Origin of the sequence: Bradyrhizobium sp. SZCCHNR1051 (genome assembly GCF_032489615.1) — a bacterium.
Lineage (GTDB): Bacteria > Pseudomonadota > Alphaproteobacteria > Rhizobiales > Xanthobacteraceae > Bradyrhizobium.
In genome coordinates this window covers 323391-345120 of sequence record NZ_JAUEYJ010000004.1, presented here as the reverse complement: position 1 = coordinate 345120, position 21730 = coordinate 323391, and the positions used below count along the sequence as shown (strand labels likewise).

The window sequence follows — 21730 nt, the reverse complement described above, 5'->3', positions numbered from 1 at the left end:
TAAATCGTAAGCCCATCGCGCAGGGAGGGCCGGGTGTGTTCGGCCAGACCTGTGGTACCTGCCGCCTGCATTTTTTTGAGCAGGCGGGCCACGGGCGCGGCCAGCGCCCGGCCTTCCCTGCACCCTCCGATCGATCCGAGGGTGATCCGAACGCAAAGCTCGGGCGTCACCAGCCGCGAGAAGGAGAGCGCATGTCTTATGCTGGCATATCTCGGGCTGACATGTCTTGCGCCGATATCTGTTGTGCCGACATCGCCGCGCGCATCGCTGCGGTCAGCGGCGTCTCAACTCTTGATGCCGTAGGTCGCGAGGAACATGCGGACGGCGCTCGCCACCACTTTGTGTACCTCGTCGGGCGAGGGGGCGGGGGCTCCCTGAAAGATGAAGGGCAGGAACAGCGTGGCCTGGCACATCAGCTGGAATTGCGATGCGGCGAGGTGGCAGTCGTCGATGGCGAGCTCCCCGGCATCGACGCGCGCCTGCAGATAGGCGGCGAGCCGGCCGATCGTGCCCTCGATGACGCAATCATAGTAGCGCCGCCCCACCTCCGGCATGCGTTCGGCAATCGCCATCACGGTGCGGATCGCCGATCCGCCGCCGGGGCGGCAGACGACCGCGATCCAGGCGGTGCCGAATTCGTACAGCACGGTCGCGGCGTCGCGGGCGGGATCGAAGCTGAAGTTCGAGGCGCCCCGATGCACGGTCTCCTCCGCGACGATCGCCTCGAACAGGCGGAATTTGTCGGCGAAGTAGACGTAGAGGGTACCCTTGGAGACGCCGGCCACGCGCGCGATCTCGCCCATGCTGGCGCCGTCGAAGCCCATGTCCATGAACACCTTGCGGGCGCCTTCGAGGATTTGCCGGCGCTTCGAGGAATCGTCGTCCGACGTCGCTTGGGTGGTATTGTGGTCCGCCTCAATCATTGGTTTAGGCTGTTCCCGAAGATTTGGCCGGCGCCAACGTCACCAAGGCATCCGCGCGGATATGTTGCGATAGCGAAGATGTATATTGACCGAACGGTTCGGTCAATGGTAGATATGGATTGACCGTACGGTTCGGTCGGGATTTTCGGGGCCTGAGCGGCCCCGCTGTCATGGGTGGGAGTCTCTGATGGCCGCTGCGAGAGATCAGGCTGTACGGGCGCGCCGTCCGGACGCCGAGGAAGCGTCGAAACAGCCGAGCGCTGAGTCGGTCCGGCCGCAGCCCAGCGACATGGCGCAGCGCAAGCCGGCTGATGCCAAGCCGGCTGAGCTGAAGGCAGACGTCAGCACCGAGGCGCCATCCGAACGGCCCGCGCCGGCCGGCGCTCCTGCCGCAGCGAAGCCGCAAGCCGAGCCCGCCGCCGCGCCGAAATCCGGCAAGCGCAAGCGCGTGCTCGCCAGCATCGGCGTGCTGCTCGCGCTCGCCGCCGCCGGCTATGCCACGCACTATTATTTGGTCGGCCGCTTCATGGTTTCGACCGACGATTCCTATGTCCGCGCCAACAACACCATGCTGGGCGCGCGCGTCTCCGGGCACATCCAGGAGATCGTGCCGCGGGACAATTCGGTGGTCCGCAAGGGCGACGTGATCTTCCGCATCGATGACGGCGACTACAAGATCGCAGTCGACGCCGCGCGCAGCAAGATCGCCACCCAGGAGGCGACCATCGCGCGCATCGGCCGCCAGGTCGCCGCGCAGCAGAGCGCCGTCGAGCAGGCGCAGGCCAATCTCACCTCATCCGAAGCCGCGATGAAGCGCGCCGGGCTCGACTATGAGCGCCAGCAGGCGCTGAGCAGCAAGGGTTTTGCCTCGCATGCGACCTTCGAGCAGTCGGAAGCCACGCGCGATCAGGGCATGGCCGGGGTGCGCGCCGCGCGCGCCGCGTTCGACGCCGCCCGCGACAATGTCGAGGTGACGAAGGCGCAGCAGGTCGAGGCCCAGGCGCAGCTCGCCGAGCTCAAGACCTCGCTCGCCAAGGCCGAGCGCGATCTCGAATTCGCCACCGTGCGCGCACCGGTCGACGGCACCTTCTCCAACCGCCTCGTCAACACCGGCGATTTCGTCGCGGTCGGCCAGCGGCTCGGCAACGTCGTGCCGCTCGATGACGTGTTCATCGACGCCAACTTCAAGGAAACCCAGCTCAGGCGTATCCGTCCGGGCCAGCCGGTGACCATCAAGGTTGATGCTTACGGCGCGCGCGGCTTCAAGGGCGTGGTCGACAGCATCTCGCCGGCCGCGGGTTCGGTGTTCACCCTGCTGCCACCGGACAACGCGACCGGCAACTTCACCAAGATCGTGCAGCGCCTGCCGGTGCGCATCCGCGTGCCGAAGGACGTGGCGCGGCAGAACCTCTTGCGCGCCGGCATGTCGGTCTACGTCACGGTGGACACCACCGACGGCGCCAAGGATGCCGACAGTGACGGAGATCTCGACGCGCCGGCGACGGTGCAGGGGAAGTAGCAAGTTGATCTAACCGGCGCGATTGCATTCGCTGTCGCGTCATCGGAAGTCAGCTCCCTCCCCCCTTGCGGGGGAGGGTTGGGGTGGGGGGTCTCCGGGCGAGACCGCCGTTGGGGACCCCCACCCCCGACCCCTCCCCGCCTAGCGAAGCTCCGCTTCGCGCGGGGGGAGGGGAGCGCACCTGTGACGCGGCGCGGTCATCGACTCCAGCGGACTCATTAGACCATGGCCACCGCAACGACAGCCAATCCCACCATGAGCGCACCGGCGGCGCCGTCGGACCGCATCGCGCCGCGGCGGCTGATCGCGTTCCTGATCATGGTGTTCGGCATGTTCATGTCGATCCTGGACATCCAGATCGTGTCGGCGTCGCTCAGCGAGATCCAGGCCGGACTGTCGGCGAGCTCCAGCGAAGTGTCCTGGGTGCAGACCGCCTATCTGATTGCCGAGGTGATCGCGATTCCCTTGTCCGGCTTTCTGTCGCGCGCGCTCGGCACGCGGCTGTTGTTCGCGATCTCGGCCGCGGGATTCACCATCTCCAGCTTCCTGTGCGGCTTCGCGTCCTCGATCGAGCAGATGATCGTATGGCGCGCGCTCCAGGGCTTTCTCGGCGCCGGCATGATCCCGACCGTGTTCGCCTCGGCCTACACGGTGTTTCCGCGCTCCAAGTTCAACGTCGTCGGCCCGATCATCGGGCTCGTCGCCACCCTTGCGCCGACGGTCGGCCCGACGGTCGGCGGCTACATCACCGACGCGATGTCCTGGCATTGGCTGTTCTTCGTCAACATCCCGCCGGGCATCCTCATCACGGTCGGCGTGCTCGCCTTGGTCGATTTCGACGAGCCGCATTTCGAGCTGCTCGACCGCTTCGACTGGTGGGGCCTGCTGTTCATGGCCGGATTCCTCGGCTCACTCGAATACGTGCTGGAGGAAGGGCCGCAATATGAGTGGCTGCAGGACACGTCGGTGGCGATCTTCGCCGCGGTCTGCGCCGTCTCGGCGGTGTGCTTCTTCTGGCGCGTGCTGACGGTCGACGAGCCGATCGTCGACCTCTATGCGTTCGGCGACCGCAACTTCACGGTCGGCTGCCTGCTGCAGTTCTGCATCGGCATCGGCCTCTACGGCCTGACCTACATCTATCCGCGCTATCTCGCCGAGGTGCGCGGCTACAGCGCGCTGATGATCGGCGAGACGATGTTCGTGTCGGGCGTGACCATGTTCCTGATGGCGCCCGTGGTCGGCCGGCTGATGGTGAAGATCGACATGCGCCTGATCATCGCCTTCGGCCTCGTCATCTTCGCCATCGGCTCCTACCAGATGACAGGGATCACCCGCGACTACGATTTCTGGGAGCTGTTCGTGCCGCAGGTGCTGCGTGGCGTCGGCATGATGTGCGCGATGGTACCGACCAACAACATCGCGCTCGGCACTCTGGCGCCGGACCGCGTCAAGAACGCTTCGGGCCTGTTCAACCTGATGCGCAATCTCGGTGGCGCGGTCGGACTCGCCGTGATCAACCAGGTGCTGAACGACCGCACCGACCTGCACATCTCGCGCCTGCACGAGCGGGTGACCTGGGGCAATGCGACCGCGGTCGAGACCCTCAACATGCTGCAGCAGAAGCTGCAGGGCATGGGCGATTCCGCGCTGATGGCGATGAAGCAGCTCTCGCAGATCGTGCACCGGCAGGCCGTGGTGATGGGCTATGGCGATGCCTTCTTCATGCTGACCTGCTTCTACATCGCGCTCAGCTTCATGGTCATGCTGCTCAAGAAGCCGAGTTCGCCGATGGCGGGCGGCGGCGACGCACATTGACGTGAGCGGCTCCTGCGCGTGTCGCGGGTTGCCAAATCATACCGTCGATGGTATGGAACAAGAATTGTCGCTCGAACCGGGGAGATTTGCATGACCACATCGCATCTGCAGATCGCATGCACCCGCTCGATGCCTGTTCTGGTGTTCGGCCGCTCGCTTTGAGCACCATCGCTTAACTTCCCAACGCCTGAGTTACTCATCCGCAGACGGCGCGCCGCGTCGCGTCTGCACTATTTGGAGCCGGCCTGGCGCGACGAGCGCGGCCGGATGATGCCATGACCGTCGACGTCTCCGGCCTGAAGGCCGACAAGCGTCCCGCCGCCATCCGCGTCGTGATGCCGTTCGTGTTCCGCCACTGGCTGAAGCAGCCGCGCATGACCCTCGGCATTGCGTGCGCGCTGTTGGGCGCCACCGCTGCCGATCTGTTCATGCCGCTGTTCTCCGGCCGGCTGGTTGATGCTCTTACTCTAGGCCCAGGCAATGCCGATGCACGGCACAGCGCGCTGGTGGCGTTCGCCGCCATCGTAGGCCTCGGCTTCGCCTCGATCGTGCTGCGATTGTCGGGCCTGCAACTGATCGTGCCGTTCACGCTGCGCATCATGTCCGATGTCGCGCGCGACGCGTTCGTGCGCGTGCAGCGCTTCTCGACCGACTGGCACGCCAACAGCTTCGCCGGCTCGACGGTGCGCAAGATCACCCGGGGCATGTGGGCGCTCGACCTCTACAACGACACCATCCTGCTGGCGCTGCTGCCGTCGCTCTCGGTGCTGCTGGGCTCGATGGTGCTGCTCGGGCTGCACTGGGGCGCGCTGGGCGGCGTGATCGCCGTCGGCGCGGTGCTGTATGTCGCGATGACCGTCGCGTTCTCGACTCGCTACATCGCGCCCGCGGCGCGCATCTCCAATGCCTGGGACACCAAGGTCGGCGGCACGCTGGCGGACGCGTTGAGCTGCAACGCGGTGGTGAAGTCGTTCGGCGCCGAGGCGCGCGAGGACGGCCGGTTGATGCGCGTCGTCAGCCGCTGGTCCCGGCGGGTCAATCGCACGTGGCTGCGCTACAACACCACGGCTGCGGTGCAGCTCGGCGTGCTCTTGTGCCTGCGCTCCTCGGTGATCGGCGGCGCCGTGCTGCTGTGGATGGCAGGCAAGGCCTCGCCGGGCGACGTCACCTATGTGCTCACCAGCTATTATGTGATCCATGCCTATCTGCGCGACGTCGGCATGCACATCAACAACCTGCAGCGGGCGGTCAACGACATGGACGAGCTGGTGGCGATCCATGGCGAGCCGATCGGCATCGTCGATGCGGCGGACGCGAAGCCGATCGCGGTGACCGGCGGGCACATCGTATTCGATGCGGTGACGTTCCACTATGGCGGCCATCGCAGCTCCCTCTACGACAGGCTGTCGGTGGACATCCGGCCGGGCGAGCGGATCGGGCTGGTCGGGCGCTCGGGCTCCGGCAAGACGACCTTCGTCAAGCTGGTGCAGCGGCTCTACGACGTCAGCGGCGGCCGCATCGTGATCGACGGCCAGGACATCGCGCACGCCAAGCAGGACTCGCTGCGCAGCCAGATCGCGATCGTGCAGCAGGAGCCGATCCTGTTCCACCGCTCGCTGGCCGAGAACATCGCCTATGGCCGGCCCGGCGCCAGCCAGGCCGAGATCGAGCAGGCGGCGCGGCTCGCCAACGCGCATGAGTTCATCACGCGCCTGCCCAAGGGCTACGGCACGCTGGTGGGCGAGCGCGGCGTCAAGCTGTCGGGCGGCGAGCGGCAGCGGGTCGCGCTGGCGCGGGCGTTCCTGGCGGACGCGCGGGTGCTGATCCTGGACGAGGCGACCTCGAGCCTCGATTCGGAATCCGAGGCGCTGATCCAGGAGGCGATGGAGCGGCTGATGAAGGGCAGGACGGCGATCGTGATCGCGCATCGTCTGGCGACCGTGCGCAGTCTCGACCGCATCCTGGTGTTCGATCGCGGCCGCATCGTCGAGCAGGGCAGCCACGCCGCGCTGGTCGGCAGACCCGGCGGGCTCTACCGCAGCCTGTTCGAGCGCCAGGCCACCGAGTTCGGCCAGCTCTCGGCGGCTGGTTAACAAAAATGGTGAGGGGCCCGGCGCTGTCGGCGCCGAGCCCCTCATGAACATATCAGCCGGCCTGTAAGCCGGGTTCTGTAGGGCACCGTCAAGCTTGCGCATGACGATACGTGACGGCCATTCCTCTGGGATCGCGCTTGCGCGTGACCTCGGGCAACCTACCCGGACGGCGAGCCTGACATCGCTCCCGCGGACGTCATCGCCTTGGCATCATCTGCCTTGGCGATTGTCTCCGCGTGGCCGTCCCTATTCGGTTTTGCTCCCGGTGGGGTTTACCATGCCGGTTCCGTTGCCGGCCCCGCGGTGCGCTCTTACCGCACCTTTTCACCCTTACTGCCTCCCTCGCGGGAGGAAGCGGTTCGTTCTCTGTGGCACTATCCCTGGGGTCGCCCCCGCCGGACGTTATCCGGCACCGCATGTCGATGGAGCCCGGACTTTCCTCCCCGGCGGCCTTTCGGCACCTGCCGGAGCGGCCGTCCGGCCGACTGATGCAGCTTGAATGGGGCTTCTCGACCAGCACGTCAAGCCATCGCCATGCCGGCGGAAAATATTATCCTTCGCGTGTCGTTCCGCGTCGACGCCGTTCGACTGGATGTCGGCGATCCAGCTGAAGAGAGGAGCAAGTCCGATGCAGTATCTGTTGATGATCTACCTGAATGAGGCCGAATACGCGAAGATCGAGAAGGAGGCTGAAGGCAAGATGCTGGCGGAGTACCAGACGTTCACCCAATCGATCATCTCGAGCGGCAATTACAAGGGCGGTGACCGGCTGCAGCCGACCTCGACGTCGACGACCGTGCGGGTGCGCGACGGCAAGATCCTCACCACGGACGGTCCGTTCGCCGAGACCCGAGAGCAGCTCGGCGGCTACTACATGATCGAGGCCAAGAATCTCGACGAGGCGATCGGGATTGCCGCACGTATTCCCGGCGCCCGTTTCGGCTCGATCGAGGTGCGGCCGGTCTGGCAATACAATCATTGAGACCGGTGCGGCTCGCTGCCGAGAAGGTCACCGATGACGCCTGATGCGATCGACAAGGTGTTCCGTGATGAGGCCGGCCGCGCACTCGCGACCTTGATCCGGCTCGTCGGTGACTTCGATCTGGCCGAGGACGTGCTGCAGGATGCGTTCGCTGCGGCGCTGCTCAAATGGCGGGGGTCCGACGCCCCCGCCAACCCGCGGGCGTGGCTGGTCAACGTCGCCCGCAACAAGGCGATCGACCGGATCCGGCGGCGGAGCAATTTTCGCGACAAGGAGGCGGAGATCGTTCATACGATCGAGCGTGACGCCGCCAACGACGACGCCGACGCGCCGTCCGATCTCGACGATGACATGCTGCGGCTGATCTTCACCTGCTGCCATCCGTCGTTCGCGCCGGAGGTCCAGGTGGCGCTGACGCTGCGCACGGTCTGCGGCCTCACCACCGCCGAGGTCGCCCGCGCCTTTGTCGCCGGCGAGGAGGCGATGGCGCAGCGCCTCGTGCGCGCCAAGCAGAAGATCCGCCTCGCCGGCATTCCCTATGAGGTGCCGGGACGCGACGCGCTCGAGGAGCGACTGCGCGGCGTCCTGACCGTGATCTATCTGGTGTTCACGGAGGGCTATCTCGCGACCTCAGGCACCGAGCTGATTCGCGAGGATCTCGCGCGTGAGGCGATCCGGCTGGGTCGCCTGCTGCTTGGCTTGATGCCGGAGGCGCGCGACATCAAGGGCCTGCTCGCGTTGATGCTGCTGCACGATGCGCGGCGCGCCGGCCGTACCAATGCGGCGGGCGACATCGTCCTGCTGGAGGAGCAGGACCGCGCGCTGTGGAATCGTGAGCAGATCGCCGAAGGGCTTGGGCTGGTCGAACAGGCCCTGGGCACGAAGGGGCTCCCGCAGCCCTATACGGTCCAGGCAGCGATTGCCGCGCTTCATGCTCAGGCCTCCAGCTACGCTGAAACGGATTGGCGGCAGATCGTGGGGCTCTACGAGGTTCTGCTGCGGATCGCGCCATCGCCCGTGATCGAGCTCAATCATGCAGCCGCCGTGTCGATGGTCGATGGCCCGGCGCGGGCGCTGGCGCTGGTCGATGCGCTGGCCGCGCGCGGCGGATTGAAGCAGTACGATCTGCTGCCGGCGGTGCGGGCGGACCTCCTGCGGCGGCTCGGTCGGCGCGACGCGGCACGCGCTGCCTACCGCGAGGCGAGCGGGGCCACGCAGCTCGCGCCGCTCAGGCGTCTCTATGCCCGCCGGCTGGGGGAGCTCGATGTGGAGGCCTGACGTGTCAGACGCGCGGCGCCTGATCCTCGGCAGGCAGGCTCGTCAGCAGCGCATGCAACGTCCACAAGGTCGAGCGGTCGGCGATGCCGTCGATCTTTTCGGGGCGGAAGTGCCGTTGGAACGCGGTGACGACATCCATGGTGATGCCGTCGAATTTGCCCGTGATCGGCACGCCATAGCCGTATTTGGCGAGCGCCTTCTGCAAGCCCTTGACGTCATCGCCGATGCTGCCGAGCTTCAACGTCTCGCCCTTGGTGATCGCCGCCGGCTGCACCCAGTGGCCCACGCCCGAATTCGCCAGCGAATGCCACGGGAATTTCTCGCCGGGATCCTTCTTGCGCGCGGGCGCCACGTCGGAATGCCCGAGCACGCGATGCGCCGGCACATTGCGGCGAAGCATGATTCCTCGGCACAGCGCGATGACCGCCGCGATTTGCCGCGGTGGGAAATCCGGATAGCCCCAATCGTGGCCGCGATTGACGATCTCGACACCGATCGAGCAGGAATTGATGTCCTCGTCGCCGCCCCAGGACGAGAGACCCGCGTGCCAAGCGCGGAAGGCCTCCGGTACGCACTGGACGATGCGTCCGTCCTCAAGCACGACGTAATGGGCGGACACCTCGCTGCCGGCGGTGCAAAGCTTGGTGATCGCCCCTTCGACATCCGGCATTCCGGTGTAATGAAGAATGATCATGTCCGGCTGGCGCCCACCCTTGCGCTCGCCGAAATTGGCCGACGGGATCACGTCGGAGGCGATCGACGAGTCCGGCGTGAAGACCGGCAGGTCGGAAACGCCCTTGGGGATCGGCAGCGCACGGGGACGCTTCGATTCCGGCTTGTCGGATGGATTTGGCATGAACGACTCGAAGCGGACGGCGGCGGCGATGGCTCAAACCGAATATGGGCAGGCACTACTCTTTTACATGTCCCAGCCGCAATCGAAATCGCATGCGAGCCCTCGCTATTGAGCGGACCGTTGTATGGCGATTGCCAGTCCGTCGAACGGCGCGACGGCGTGCAGGACGAACGGTCTACCGGGCAGCTCCACCTCGCGGTCCAAGTGCCCAACATCCGCCACAGACCGTCAACTGTTTGTTAACGCTAAACGCCGTTACTGAGTGGTGAAGAGCCAAGCCGGCTTTCGGGACGGCAAGCCGCCACGATGCAAGGTCCTGCACGGCAGATCACGATCGAAAGCGGTTCCGGGGCGTTCCGGCGCCGCGCGATCGCTGTCGGATCGAGGGTCTCGACAAGGCCGGATCGTGCCGCTGATGTGGGGACGGCTCGACGGATGACCGACCGTCCCGGGAGATGGCTTGGCGAATTGACGGGCGCGAGGATCGAAGGCGCGATGGGCTCGCTGCCGAACAAAGTCAGTCTGAAGCAACGGCGCGCTTGCGGAGCGGCCGCGTGAGCACGGCTGACCAGCGACACGTCCCGGTGCTCGGCCCCGAAGCGGTCGAGATGCTGGCGCCGCGCGCCGGCGGAACCTATGTCGATGCGACCTTTGGCGCGGGTGGCTATACGCGCCTGATCCTGGCGACGGCGGGAACACGGGTGATCGGGATCGATCGCGACAGCACCGCAATCGCCGGCGGCGCGAGTCTCCTCGCCGAAGCGGGCGGTCGCCTGACACTGGTCGAGAACCGCTTCTCGGCATTGGCCGAAATCTGTGCATCGCAAGGCCTCACACATGTCGACGGCGTCGTGATGGATGTCGGCGTATCCTCGATGCAGCTCGACTCCGCCGCGCGCGGCTTCTCGTTCAGGTTCGACGGCCCGCTCGACATGCGGATGGGCGGCACGGGGCCGACGGCTGCCGATGTCGTTGCGCACGCTGCCGAGCGCGATCTGGCCGACGTCATCTACATCTTTGGCGACGAGCGGCACTCCCGCGCCGTGGCGCGGGCCATCGTCGCCGCGCGCAAGGAGCAGCCGATCACGACGACGCGGCAGCTCGCCGATATCGTCGCGCGCGTGGTGAGATCGAAGCCTGGCGACATCCATCCGGCGACGCGCACGTTCCAGGCGTTGCGCATTCTCGTCAACGAGGAGCTGGACGAGCTCGAACAGGCGCTGGCGGCTGCGGAGCGCGTGCTGGCGCCGGGCGGCCGCCTCGCGGTCGTCTCGTTCCATTCGCTCGAGGACCGCATCGTCAAGACGTTCCTGGCCGAGCGCAGCAGGACTGGCGGCGGCTCCCGCCATCGGCCCGAGGTGGCCCAGGAGGTACCGAGCTTCCAACTGCTCAACCGCAAGCCGGTGGTGGCCGCGGAGGCCGAGACCGAAGCCAATCCCCGGGCACGGTCCGCCAAGCTGCGCGGCGCCGAACGCACGGCCGCGCCGGCGCACGCCTCGGCACCATCATCCCCCTGGCCGCGCCTGGCCGACGTCCTGCGAGGAGGGTGACCGATGCGCCTCCTGCACCTCGTCGTGATCTGCTCGCTGATCTTCGCGGCGGCCTATGTCTATCGCATCAAGATGGACTCGACGGCACGGGTCGAGCGCGTGCTGCAATTGCGCGCTGAGATCCGCGAGCAGCGCGAGGCCATCGCAGTGTTGCGCGCGGAATGGGCCAAGCTCGACGCGCCGCTGCGGCTGCAAGGGCTGGTCGAACGGCATCTGCCGCTGAAGCCGCTCAACGCCACACAATACGACAGCCTGAAGAATCTGCCGGAGCGGCCGCCGCGATTTGCGCGACCGGACAATCCGGATCCGATCGGATCGATGATCGATGCGATCGACGCGATCAACGAAGAACCCCCCGTGACCGGATCGGTGCGTCGCCCGGAGGATCAGCAATGAGCGATCAGCCTCGGCCTCACGTCAAGCCGCAGGAGCCCTGGCGGCAGCGACTGGTGCGCACGCTGCTGTATGGGCGCGATGTCGATCGCACTGCCAAGGCGCGCGTGCGCGTCGGCCTCGCGATCGTCGCCTTTGCCGCGGTCTACGCGATCATCGGCGGCCGCCTCGTGATGTTCGCGATCGGCTCGGATGGTCCGAGCGCGCGGCGTGCCGCGCAGCAGGACGCCATCGCCACCGCGCGGCCCGACATCGTCGACCGCAACGGTGCCGTTCTCGCAACCGACGTCAAGACGCCGAGCCTGTTCGCCGAGCCGCGCCGCCTCATCGACAAGGACGAGGCGATCGAGCTTCTGACGGCGACCTTGCCGGATCTCGATACGGGCGAGGTCCGCGACCGGCTGCTGTCGCGCAAGGGCTTCGTCTGGTTGAAGCGCGAGATGACACCGAAGCAGCAGCAGGACATTCATCGCCTCGGCCTGCCGGGCATCGGCTTCCTGCGCGAGAACAAGCGCGTCTATCCGACCGGCAACGAGGTCGCCCATCTGATCGGCCTGGTGAACATCGACAACCAGGGCATCGCCGGTATGGAGAAGTGGCTCGACAATCAGGGCCTCGCCGACCTCCATCGCGCCGGCTTCGCCACCGATCGCCTGCAGCGCCCGATCGAGCTCTCGGTCGATCTGCGCGTCGAGCACGCGCTGCGCGACGAGCTGCTCAAGGCCAAGGACAAGTTCAAGGCCAAGGCGGCTTCCGGTCTCGTCGTCAATGTCAGGACCGGCGAGATCATCGCCATGGTCTCGCTGCCGGATTTTGATCCGAACAACCCGAAGGAAGCGCACGATCCCGATCGGATCAACCGCCTGACCACGGGCGTGTACGAAATGGGTTCGACCTTCAAGGCCTTCACCCTGGCGATGGCGCTCGACAGCGGCAAGTATGATCTCAACTCGCTGTGGGATGCGCGCGGACCGCTGCACTACGGCAAGTTTACGATTCACGACGACGAACCAAAGGGCCGCTTCCTCAACATGCGGGAAGTGTTCTACTTCTCGTCCAACGTCGGTGCTGCCAGGATCGCGTTGGCGCAGGGCGTGGACGCGCACAAGGCGTTCCTGCGCAAGATGGGCCAGTTCGACCGGTTGCGCACCGAGTTGCCGGAGAGCGCCTCGCCGATCCTGCCCAAGCGCTGGGCCGAGTTGAACACGGTCACGATCGCGTTCGGTCACGGCATGGCGGTGGCGCCGCTGCAGGGCGTGATGGGTGTCAGCGCGCTGGTCAATGGTGGCTATCTGATCCCGCCGACTTTCATGAAGCGCACCGAGGCAGAGGCGATGCAGGTCGCCAAGCGCGTGATCAAGCCGGAGACCTCGGAGAAGATGCGCTACCTGATGCGTCTGAACGCCGAGGTCGGCACCGCGCGCAAGGCCGACGTGAAGGGCTATTACATCGGCGGCAAGACCGGCACCGCCGAGAAGGTCATCAACGGCCGCTACGCCAAGAAGAAGGTGCTGACCCTCTTCACCGCCGTGATCCCGGCAGACAAGCCAAAATACCAGCTCCTGATCATGCTGGACGAGCCGCAGTCATTGAAGGAAACCTATGGCTTCATCACCTCCGGCTGGAATGCCGCGCCGACGGCTGGTGCCGTGATCTCCCGGATCGGGCCGCTGCTGGGAATTGAGCCCCGTTTCGATCTGCCGCCGTCCGACCGCCAAATTCTTGCAGCATCGCGGCTGACACAGTAAGCCGTCGTCGAATCGCGGGCTTTGGAGCCGCCGCCGCCCGGGGCGGGGCCAGGACTGGCACGGAACCAGGATGAAACTTCAGGACCTCCTGGGCGATCAGGCGACGCTCGACGCCCGCATCGCCGCTGTCGAGATCTCCGGCCTCGCGGTGGACAGCCGCGCCGTGCGGCCCGGCGACCTGTTTTTTGCTCTGTCCGGCACCAAGACCGATGGCGCCCGCTTCATCGCGGCGGCGATCTCGGCCGGCGCGGTCGCCGTGGCCGGCGCGGCGGGCCCTGGAACGGAGCTGGCCGTGCCATTCATCGCGCTGCCAAACCCTCGGCGGGCGCTCGCGCTCGCTTCATCTCGGTTCTATCCGCGCCAGCCGGCGACCATTGCCGCCGTCACCGGCACCAGCGGCAAGACGTCGGTCGCCGCCTTCACGCGCCAGATATGGCAGCGCCTCGGCCACAGTTCGGCCAGCATCGGCACCGTCGGGCTGGTGTCGGACAAGCGCACCGTCTACGGCTCGCTGACGACGCCGGATCCGATCGCGCTGCATCGGCAGATCGACGAGATCACGCAGGATGGCGTCACCCATCTGGCGTTCGAGGCCTCGTCGCATGGGCTCGATCAATTCAGGCTCGATGGTGTCAGGGTCTCGGCCGGCGGGTTCACGAACCTGTCGCGCGACCACATGGACTATCATCCTGATATCACGCACTACCTCAACGCCAAGCTGAGGCTGTTCCGCGATCTCGTGCCGCCGGGCGGCCCTGCCGTGATCTCGGCCGATCATGAGTGCTCGCCGGAGGTCATCGCCGCGGCGCAGACACGCGGTCTTCGCCTGATGACGGTGGGAACGCATGGGGACGGCGCTGGAGAGGGCATCCGGCTGGTGGCCACTGCAATCGACGGCTTTGCTCAGCAGCTCCAAATCCAGCATTGCGGCCGCATGCATGCGGTCCGCCTGCCGTTGGTCGGCGCGTTTCAGATCGAGAATGCGCTGGTCGCGGCGGGCCTTGCGATCGGCACCGGTAGCGATCCGCAAGCCGTGTTCGAATCTCTCGAGCAGCTCGAGGGCGCCAGGGGCCGGCTCGAGCTGGTCGGCGAGCACAATGGTGCACCCATCTTCATCGACTACGCGCACAAGCCGGACGCGCTTGCCAAGGCGCTGCACGCGCTGCGGCCCTATGCTGCGCGAAAACTCGTCGTCGTGTTCGGCGCCGGCGGCGACCGTGACACCGGCAAGCGCCCTTTGATGGGCGCGATCGCCGCTGAAGGGGCCGACAGCGTCATCGTCACCGACGACAATCCGCGCAGCGAGGATCCGGCTGCGATCCGCGCCGCGATCCTGGCCGCCGCACCCGGTGCGCGCGAGATCGGCGATCGGGCGGAGGCGATCGAGGTCGCGATTGGCGAGCTGCAGCCCGGCGATGCGCTCGTGATCGCCGGCAAGGGCCACGAGACCGGACAGATCATCGGCAGCAATGTTCTGCATTTCAGCGATCACGAAGCGGTCGCGGACGCGTTGGCATCGAGGACACCATGACGAAGGCGCTGTGGACCGTGGCGGAGGCGGCGCGCGCGCTCGGCCTCGCCGGTGACTATCCGGAGAGCCCGATCGATTTCGTGACGCAGGACAGCCGTGCCGTGAAGCCCGGCAGCCTGTTCGTTGCGCTGAGCGGCACGCCGAGCGGTGGCTTCGTGTCGAGCTTCGCCTCCAGCCGCGACGGCTGGGAGTTTGCGGCCAACGCCGAAGCGGCCGGCGCCGTCGCGATGATCGTGCCGCACAGGATCGACGGCATCACCGTGCCGCAGCTCGTGGTGCACGACACGCTGATCGATGGATTGTGGACGCTCGCGCGCGCTGCAAGGGCGCGCTTTCATGGCCCGGTGATCGGGCTCACCGGCAGCGCCGGCAAGACCTCGACCAAGGAGTTCATCGCCGCCTATCCCGGAGCGTCAGCCAGCCCGTCGAGCTTCAACAATTTCTGGGGCGTGCCGCTGACGCTGTGCAATGCCGATCCGGGCGCTTCGGTCTGGGTCGTCGAGATGGGCATGAATCAAAAAGGCGAGATCGCGCGGCTGACGGAGCTGTCGCAGCCGACGGTGGCTCTCGTCGTCAACGTGCAGCCGGTGCACCTGGAGAAGCTCGGCAGCCTGGAAGCGATCAGGAAAGAGAAAGTCTCGATCGCGTGCGGGCTGCCGGCTGACGGCGTTCTCGTGCTGCCGGCCGATCTCGCGGCGCCGGAATGGACGGGCAAAGTGATCCGCTTCGGTGGCGGCACTGACGTGCGCGAGCTCTCGCACACCTCGCGCGGCGACAGCTGGGATGTGTCGGCAGACATCGCCGGTCGCCGCGTCGCCTTCACGGTGACGCCGGGGGCGCCGCATCGCCTGCACAATGCGCTGGCGGCGCTCGCCTCCATCGCGGCGGCCGGGCTCGATCCGGCGCTGCTGGCGCAGGAGCTGGGCCAGGTCGGCATCATGACCGGACGCGGCGTCGAGCAGACCGTCGGCGGCATCGTTCTGATCGACGACAGCTTCAACGGCAATCCGGCCAGCATGGCGGCGGCGCTCGACAGCCTGCAGGCGCGGCCGGTGCGGGGGCGGCGCATTGCCATCATCGGCGACATGCTTGAACTCGGCGACGAGGCGCCGGCCTATCATCAGGGGATGGTCGCTCATCTCGCCGGGGTCGACGGCGTCTATTGCGTCGGTCCGCTGATGCGTCACCTGTTCGACAACCTGCCGCAAGCGAAGCGGCTCGGCTGGCACGAGGATCCGGTGACGTTGGATCCCGGTCGGGTCGCGGCGCTGCTTGCGCCGGGCGACGTCGTCGTCATCAAGGGCAGCAAGAAGATCTTCTGGGTCAACAAGTTCGTGTCGAAGCTCGCCGCGGCGCTGCAGGGCGTCGGTTGAAATCGGGCGATATCGCGGCGCGGCAGAAGGATAGTTTTCCACTGGTGGCCGAAGCGGTCATGCCGGACGGATCATTCCCGTCGGGCTACGATTCGCACCCGGCCCCGTTCATGGTTAAAAGAGACTGGACCGGATTCGCGCACGAGCAACCGTGTTGGCGTGGCTTAGTCTCGGTGAGGCGGCATAGGCGGGTTGGATGTTCTACTGGTTGATCGAGCTGACGAATACGTTTCCGAGCCTTTCGGTGTTTCGCGGGCTCTTGAACGTGTTCCGTTACATCACCTTCCGGACCGGCGGCGCCGTCGTCACCGGCGCGCTGTTCGTGTTCCTGTTCGGCCCCTGGATCATTGATCATCTCAGGCTGCGTCAAGGCAAAGGCCAGCCGATCCGCACCGACGGCCCGCAATCGCATATCATCAGCAAGAAGGGTACGCCCACGATGGGCGGGCTGATGATCCTCTCGGGGCTCGTCGTCTCCACTGTGCTGTGGGCCAATCCGCTCAATCCCTATGTCTGGATCGTGCTCGCGGTCACGCTCGGCTTCGGCTTCGTCGGCTTCTATGACGACTATCTGAAGGTCACCAAGCAGTCGCATTCGGGCTTCGCTGGCCGCCTCAGGTTGCTGATCGAGGCTGCAATCGCGCTGGTCGCCTGTTATGCGCTGGTTCGCCTCGGCCGCGATCCATCCTCGACAGGGCTGGCGATTCCCTTCTTCAAGGACCTCGTCTTCAAGTTCGGCTGGCTCTATGTCATCTTTGGCGCCTTCGTCATCGTCGGCGCAGGCAATGCCGTCAACCTGACCGATGGCCTCGACGGCCTTGCGATCGTGCCGGTGATGATTGCCTCGGCGAGCTTCGGTCTGATCGCCTACCTCGTCGGCAATGCCGTGTTCTCCGACTATCTGCAGATCCATTATGTCGCGGGCACCGGCGAGCTTGCCGTGCTGTGCGGCGCGGTGCTCGGCGCCGGGCTCGGATTCCTCTGGTTCAACGCCCCGCCGGCCTCGATCTTCATGGGTGACACCGGCTCATTGGCACTTGGCGGCATGCTCGGCTCGATCGCGGTCGCGGTGAAGCACGAGATCGTGCTGGCTGTCATCGGCGGCCTGTTCGTGCTGGAGGCCGTGTCGGTGATCGTGCAGGTGGCCTCGTTCAAGCTGACCGGGAAGCGCATCTTCAAGATGGCGCCGATCCATCACCATTTCGAACAGCTCGGCTGGACCGAGCCGCAGATCGTGATCCGGTTCTGGATCATCTCGGTGATGCTGGCGCTGGTCGGTCTCTCGACGCTGAAGCTGCGCTGATGGGTCCGTATGCCATGGATTGTCATTCCGGGGCGCGCGCAGCGCGAACCCGGAATCCCGAGATTGCGGATCAGCGCTGCGCGGTGTCCGGAACGACGGAGTTCTTCCCATGATCCCCGTCACCTCATTCGCCGGCAGGACCGTCGCCGTGTTCGGACTCGGCGGCTCGGGGCTGGCTTCGTGTCATGCCCTGCGGGCCGGCGGCGCCGAAGTGATCGCGGCCGACGACGGCGCCGATCGGATGACGGAAGCGGCGAAGGCGGGTTTCATCACCGCCGATCTGCGCACCGTCTCCTGGGCGAACTTCGCCGCGCTGGTGCTGGCGCCGGGCGTGCCGCTGACCCATCCCGTGCCGCATTGGAGCGTGCTCAGGGCACGCGAGGCCGGCGTCGAGGTGATCGGCGACATCGAGCTGTTCTGTCGCGAGCGCAGGCGGCACGCGCCGGATGCGCCGTTCGTCGCCATCACCGGCACCAACGGCAAGTCGACCACGACCGCGCTGATCGCGCATCTGATGCGGGTTGCCGGCTACGACACCCAGATGGGCGGCAATATCGGCACCGCGATCCTGTCGCTGGAGCCGCCGCGCATGGGCCGCGTCCACGTCATCGAGATGTCATCCTACCAGATCGACCTGACGCCCTCGCTCGATCCGAGCGTCGGCATCCTCATCAACGTCAGCGAGGACCATCTCGACCGTCACGGCACGATCGAGAACTACGCGGCCGTGAAGGAGCGCCTTGTCGCCGGCGTGAAGCCGCAAGGCACCGCGATTGTCGGCGTCGACGACGGTTTTTCGCGCGCGATCGCCGACCGGCTCGACCAGGCCGGCAAGCGCGTCGTGCGCATCTCGGTCAAAAATCCGCTGGCTGACGGGCTGTATGTCGAGCACGAGGCCATCCTGCGCAGCGCTGGCGGGGCGCGCAGCGAGGTTGTGCGGCTCGGTGGCATCGGCTCGCTGCGCGGCCAGCACAATGCGCAGAATGCGGCCTGCGCGGCGGCGACTGCGCTCGCGCTCGGTGTCAAGGAGGACGTCCTGCAGCAGGGGCTGCGCAGCTTTCCCGGCCTGGCGCATCGCATGGAGCAGGTCGGCCGCCGAGCCAACGTGCTGTTCGTCAACGACTCCAAGGGCACCAACGCGGATGCGACCGCGCATGCGCTGTCGTCCTTCGCCGACATCTTCTGGATCGCCGGCGGCAAGCCGAAGGCCGGCGGCATCACCAGCCTCGCGGGCTTCTTCCCGCGCATCCGCAAGGCCTATCTGATCGGCGAGGCGGCTATGGAGTTCGCCGGCACGCTCGGTGACAAGGTGGCGCACGAGATGTCCGGCACGCTGGAGATCGCGGTGGCGCAGGCGGCTGCAGACGCTGAAGCCTCTGGCCTGAAGGAGGCCGTGGTCCTGCTGTCGCCGGCCTGCGCTTCGTTCGACCAATTCCGCAACTTCGAGATCCGCGGCACGCGGTTCCGCGAGCTGGTGCAGGCTCTGCCGGGCGTGAAGCCGGTGGCGTAGCTTCATCGCGACGGTACGGTGTGTTGGATTCTCCTCTGCGCGGAGGATGACGGTGTTTGCTCAGCAGGCCGGACGCTTGAACGATACGACGCGCATCTGCAGCAGCACACACCGGTGTCGTCCCGGCGAACGCCGGGACCCATACCCCCATGAAGCGGTTTGAGGCACGCGGGTCGTTGGCATTTTGTCCGTTCACGATGGCCGCGGCGTATGGGTCCCGGACAAGCCGTGACGCGCTGGCGCGTCACGGCTTGTCCGGGACGACAGCGGAGGAATCCTTAACCCTTCAATAACCATCCTGGGCGCCAATGGGCTGATTTCATAAGGCCTCAGGTGGACGCCCGATGCTCTCACGTGAAGAACGCAATCCGCTGTCCGACTGGTGGTGGACGGTGGACCGCCCGCTGCTCGGCGCCATCCTCGCCTTGATGCTGTGCGGGGTGATCCTGTCGTTGGCGGCCAGTCCTCCGGTGGCGACCCGGATCGGGCTCGACCCGTTCCACTTCTTCAACCGCCACGTCCTGTTCCTGCTGCCGTCCTTCATCGTGCTGATCGGCGTCTCCTTCCTGTCGCCGCGTCAGATCCGGCGCAGTGCGCTGGTGGTGTTCGCGGTCGCCATCGTGCTGATCGTGCTGACGCTCGCGATCGGGCCGGAGGTGAAGGGCTCGCGGCGTTGGATCACGCTGATCGGCGTCAACATCCAGGCGTCCGAGGCCGCGAAGCCGGCCTTCGTCGTGGTTTCCGCCTGGCTGTTCTCGGAATCGGCGCGGCGGCCCGACATGCCGGCGACCACGATGGCGCTGGTGCTGCTGATGATGCTCGTGTCGCTCTTGGTGATGGAGCCGGATTTCGGCCAGACCATGCTGGTCCTGATGGTCTGGGGCTCGCTGTTCTTCATCGCCGGCATGCGCATGATCTGGGTCGCGGGCCTCGCCGGCGCCGCGGCCGCTGGTCTGTTCGGCGCCTATCTGCTGGTCCCGCACGTCGCCGGCCGCATCAAGCGCTTCATGAACCCGGCATCGGGCGACACCTTCCAGGTCGACACCGCGATGGAGGCGTTCTCCAACGGCGGCTGGTTCGGGCTGGGGCCGGGCGAGGGCATCGCCAAGCGCAGCCTGCCGGACAGCCACACCGATTTCGTGTTCGCGGTCGCCGCCGAGGAGTTCGGCATCATCCTCTGTCTGGCGCTGGTCGCGCTGTTCGCCTTCATCGTGATCCGCACGCTGTCGCGCGCCTATACGACCGAGGACGGCTTTGCGCGCTTCGCGGCCTCGGGTCTGGCGATTCTGTTCGGCATCCAGGCGGCCATCAACATCTCCGTCAACCTGCAGCTGATCCCGGCCAAGGGCATGACCTTGCCCTTCATCTCCTACGGTGGCTCCTCGATCGTGTCGCTGGCCTATGGCGTCGGCATGATGCTGGCGCTGACGCGGCAGCGGCCGCGGATGGAGGTCGAGGCCGGCGACGCAGCCGGCGCGCTGCGCAATTACGCCTAGGCCGCCTGGCTCGCAATGACCGCACATTGCCTGTAAACAAGCGCATGACCTCAACCGCGCCTCTCATTCTGCTCGCGGCCGGCGGCACCGGCGGCCATCTGTTTCCTGCTGAAGCGCTCGGTGTCGAGCTGATCAGGCGCGGCTATCGCGTCCGTCTCGTCACCGATGAGCGCGCGCTGCGATACAGCGGCCTGTTCACCCCGGACATGATCGACGTGGTGCCGAGCGAGACCGTGCGCAGCCGTTCGCCGTTGGCGCTGGCGCGCACCGCGCTGCTGCTCGGCAGCGGCACCATCGCGGCCTTCAACCTGATGCGGCGGCTCAAGCCCGCGGCCGTGATCGGCTTCGGCGGCTATCCGACCGTGCCGCCGCTGCTGGCGGCGCGGCTCGCCGGCGTGCCCAGCCTGATCCACGACGCCAACGCCGTGCTCGGCCGCGCCAACCGTTTCCTGTCCGCGCATGTGAAGGCGATCGCGACCTCGTTGCCGGGCGTGCTCGACCGCGATCCCGCGCTTGCCGGCAAGACGACCACGGTCGGCACCCCGATGCGACCTGCAATCCTCGAAGCCGCGAGCGTGCCCTATGTCGCGCCGGAGACCGCCGGGCCGCTTCGGCTGCTCGTGGTCGGCGGCAGCCAGGGCGCGCGCGTGATGAGCGACATCGTGCCCGGCGCGATCGAGCGGCTGGAGCCGGCGCTATGGGGACGGCTGGTGCTGTCCCAGCAGGTGCGGCCGGAAGACATGGCGCGGGTGCGCACGGTCTATGACCGGCTCAAGATCAATGCCGACCTGCAATCCTTCTTCACCGATCTGCCGGCACGGCTTGCTGCCAATCACCTCGTGATTTCGCGGTCCGGCGCCGGTACCGTCGCCGAGCTCGCCGCGATCGGCCGCCCTTCGATCCTGGTGCCGCTGCCGGGCGCCATCGACCAGGACCAGTTTGCCAATGCCGGCGTGCTGTCGGATGCGAACGCCGCGATCCGGATCGTGCAGAGCGAATTCACCTCCGACCGGCTGGCCTCCGAGATCTCGGCGCTCGCCGCCGAGCCCACGCGTCTCGCAGCGATGGCCCAAGCTGCGCGCGCGGCCGGGCGGCTCGATGCCGCCGAGCGGCTGGCCGACCTCGTGATCAGGACGGCGGCGCTCTAGTTGATCGAGTGCGCGGTGATGCGATGACGAACCGGAGCGCTGACCAGGGCGCCATCGCGGCGGATGATCATCCGATGCGTTTGCGACGCCATCCGTCCTTCGTGTCCGTGTTCGTCGGATTTTGCGATCAGCTGATTGCGCCCCTGCGCGGTCAGCGCCTGATGATCAAGCTGTTCGGTCAGCGCGCCCCGACGGAAATTGCTGCGCACATC

Annotated in this window: 17 protein-coding genes and 1 other RNA gene; 14 read left to right on the top strand and 4 right to left on the bottom strand. The window is 66.6% G+C overall.

Annotated elements, in window-relative coordinates:
- Positions 1–284: 284 nt before the first annotated feature.
- Positions 285–923, bottom strand: coding sequence for a TetR/AcrR family transcriptional regulator (locus QW868_RS06975; RefSeq protein WP_315771377.1), 639 nt, complete (start codon positions 921–923; stop codon positions 285–287).
- Between the two features lie 187 nt (positions 924–1110).
- Here QW868_RS06975 and QW868_RS06970 point away from each other — a divergent pair, with 187 nt between their 5' ends.
- The 3 genes from QW868_RS06970 (at position 1111) to QW868_RS06960 (ending at position 6350) form a co-directional block, all read left to right on the top strand.
- Positions 1111–2442: an HlyD family secretion protein gene (locus tag QW868_RS06970; RefSeq protein WP_316230203.1), complete on the top strand. Its 1332-nt coding sequence runs from the start codon at positions 1111–1113 to the stop codon at positions 2440–2442.
- Positions 2443–2667: 225 nt separating this feature from the next.
- On the top strand, positions 2668–4257 hold the full coding sequence (locus tag QW868_RS06965; protein WP_315736763.1) for a DHA2 family efflux MFS transporter permease subunit: 1590 nt from the start codon (positions 2668–2670) through the stop codon (positions 4255–4257).
- Between the two features lie 275 nt (positions 4258–4532).
- Complete coding sequence (locus QW868_RS06960; protein WP_316230202.1) at positions 4533–6350, top strand: ABC transporter ATP-binding protein; 1818 nt, start codon at positions 4533–4535, stop codon at positions 6348–6350.
- A 48-nt stretch (positions 6351–6398) separates the two neighbouring features.
- On the opposite strand, the gene rnpB is transcribed toward QW868_RS06960, so the two are convergent.
- Positions 6399–6839, bottom strand: an RNA gene (gene rnpB / locus QW868_RS06955) — RNase P RNA component class A.
- A 139-nt stretch (positions 6840–6978) separates the two neighbouring features.
- Here rnpB and QW868_RS06950 point away from each other — a divergent pair.
- Together QW868_RS06950 and QW868_RS06945 are read left to right on the top strand one after the other, a co-directional pair.
- The gene (locus QW868_RS06950) at positions 6979–7332 is read left to right on the top strand and encodes a YciI family protein (RefSeq protein WP_315736765.1); all 354 of its coding nucleotides are present in this window, start codon (positions 6979–6981) and stop codon (positions 7330–7332) included.
- Positions 7333–7365: 33 nt separating this feature from the next.
- Positions 7366–8610, top strand: coding sequence for an RNA polymerase sigma factor (locus tag QW868_RS06945; RefSeq protein ID WP_316230201.1), 1245 nt, complete (start codon positions 7366–7368; stop codon positions 8608–8610).
- A gap of 4 nt (positions 8611–8614) precedes the next feature.
- On the opposite strand, the gene QW868_RS06940 is transcribed toward QW868_RS06945, so the two are convergent.
- A complete protein-coding gene (locus QW868_RS06940) occupies positions 8615–9466 on the bottom strand; it encodes an N-acetylmuramoyl-L-alanine amidase (RefSeq protein WP_315736768.1) in 852 nt (283 codons plus the stop codon).
- 554 nt (positions 9467–10020) lie between these two features.
- Between QW868_RS06940 and rsmH the strand changes: the two genes are divergently transcribed.
- The 9 genes from rsmH to murG all read left to right on the top strand — a co-directional run bounded on the left by rsmH (position 10021) and on the right by murG (position 21518).
- On the top strand, positions 10021–11016 hold the full coding sequence (gene rsmH, locus QW868_RS06935; protein WP_316230200.1) for a 16S rRNA (cytosine(1402)-N(4))-methyltransferase RsmH: 996 nt from the start codon (positions 10021–10023) through the stop codon (positions 11014–11016).
- A 3-nt stretch (positions 11017–11019) separates the two neighbouring features.
- Positions 11020–11412, top strand: a complete 393-nt coding sequence (locus QW868_RS06930) for a hypothetical protein (protein ID WP_315713444.1) — start codon at positions 11020–11022, stop codon at positions 11410–11412.
- Positions 11409–13157, top strand: a complete 1749-nt coding sequence (locus tag QW868_RS06925; RefSeq protein ID WP_315778788.1) for a penicillin-binding protein 2 — start codon at positions 11409–11411, stop codon at positions 13155–13157. Before QW868_RS06930 ends, QW868_RS06925 begins: the two co-directional genes overlap by 4 nt.
- 70 nt (positions 13158–13227) lie before the next feature.
- Positions 13228–14688, top strand: a complete 1461-nt coding sequence (locus QW868_RS06920; RefSeq protein WP_315796273.1) for a UDP-N-acetylmuramoyl-L-alanyl-D-glutamate--2,6-diaminopimelate ligase — start codon at positions 13228–13230, stop codon at positions 14686–14688.
- Positions 14685–16061, top strand: coding sequence for a UDP-N-acetylmuramoyl-tripeptide--D-alanyl-D-alanine ligase (murF, locus tag QW868_RS06915; RefSeq protein ID WP_316230199.1), 1377 nt, complete (start codon positions 14685–14687; stop codon positions 16059–16061). Before QW868_RS06920 ends, murF begins: the two co-directional genes overlap by 4 nt.
- Before the next feature lie 196 nt (positions 16062–16257).
- The gene (gene mraY / locus QW868_RS06910) at positions 16258–17364 is read left to right on the top strand and encodes a phospho-N-acetylmuramoyl-pentapeptide-transferase (protein WP_315755076.1); all 1107 of its coding nucleotides are present in this window, start codon (positions 16258–16260) and stop codon (positions 17362–17364) included.
- A gap of 109 nt (positions 17365–17473) precedes the next feature.
- Positions 17474–18874 carry a UDP-N-acetylmuramoyl-L-alanine--D-glutamate ligase gene (murD, locus tag QW868_RS06905; protein ID WP_316230198.1) on the top strand — a complete coding sequence of 467 codons (1401 nt, stop codon included), beginning with the start codon at positions 17474–17476 and terminating at the stop codon, positions 18872–18874.
- 344 nt (positions 18875–19218) lie between these two features.
- A complete protein-coding gene (ftsW, locus tag QW868_RS06900; RefSeq protein ID WP_316230197.1) occupies positions 19219–20370 on the top strand; it encodes a putative lipid II flippase FtsW in 1152 nt (383 codons plus the stop codon).
- Between the two features lie 44 nt (positions 20371–20414).
- Positions 20415–21518, top strand: a complete 1104-nt coding sequence (gene murG, locus QW868_RS06895; RefSeq protein ID WP_316230196.1) for an undecaprenyldiphospho-muramoylpentapeptide beta-N-acetylglucosaminyltransferase — start codon at positions 20415–20417, stop codon at positions 21516–21518.
- On the opposite strand, the gene QW868_RS06890 is transcribed toward murG, so the two are convergent.
- Positions 21515–21727 carry a hypothetical protein gene (locus QW868_RS06890; RefSeq protein WP_315771391.1) on the bottom strand — a complete coding sequence of 71 codons (213 nt, stop codon included), beginning with the start codon at positions 21725–21727 and terminating at the stop codon, positions 21515–21517. The two genes, murG and QW868_RS06890, sit on opposite strands and share 4 nt — an antisense overlap.
- Positions 21728–21730: the final 3 nt, after the last annotated feature.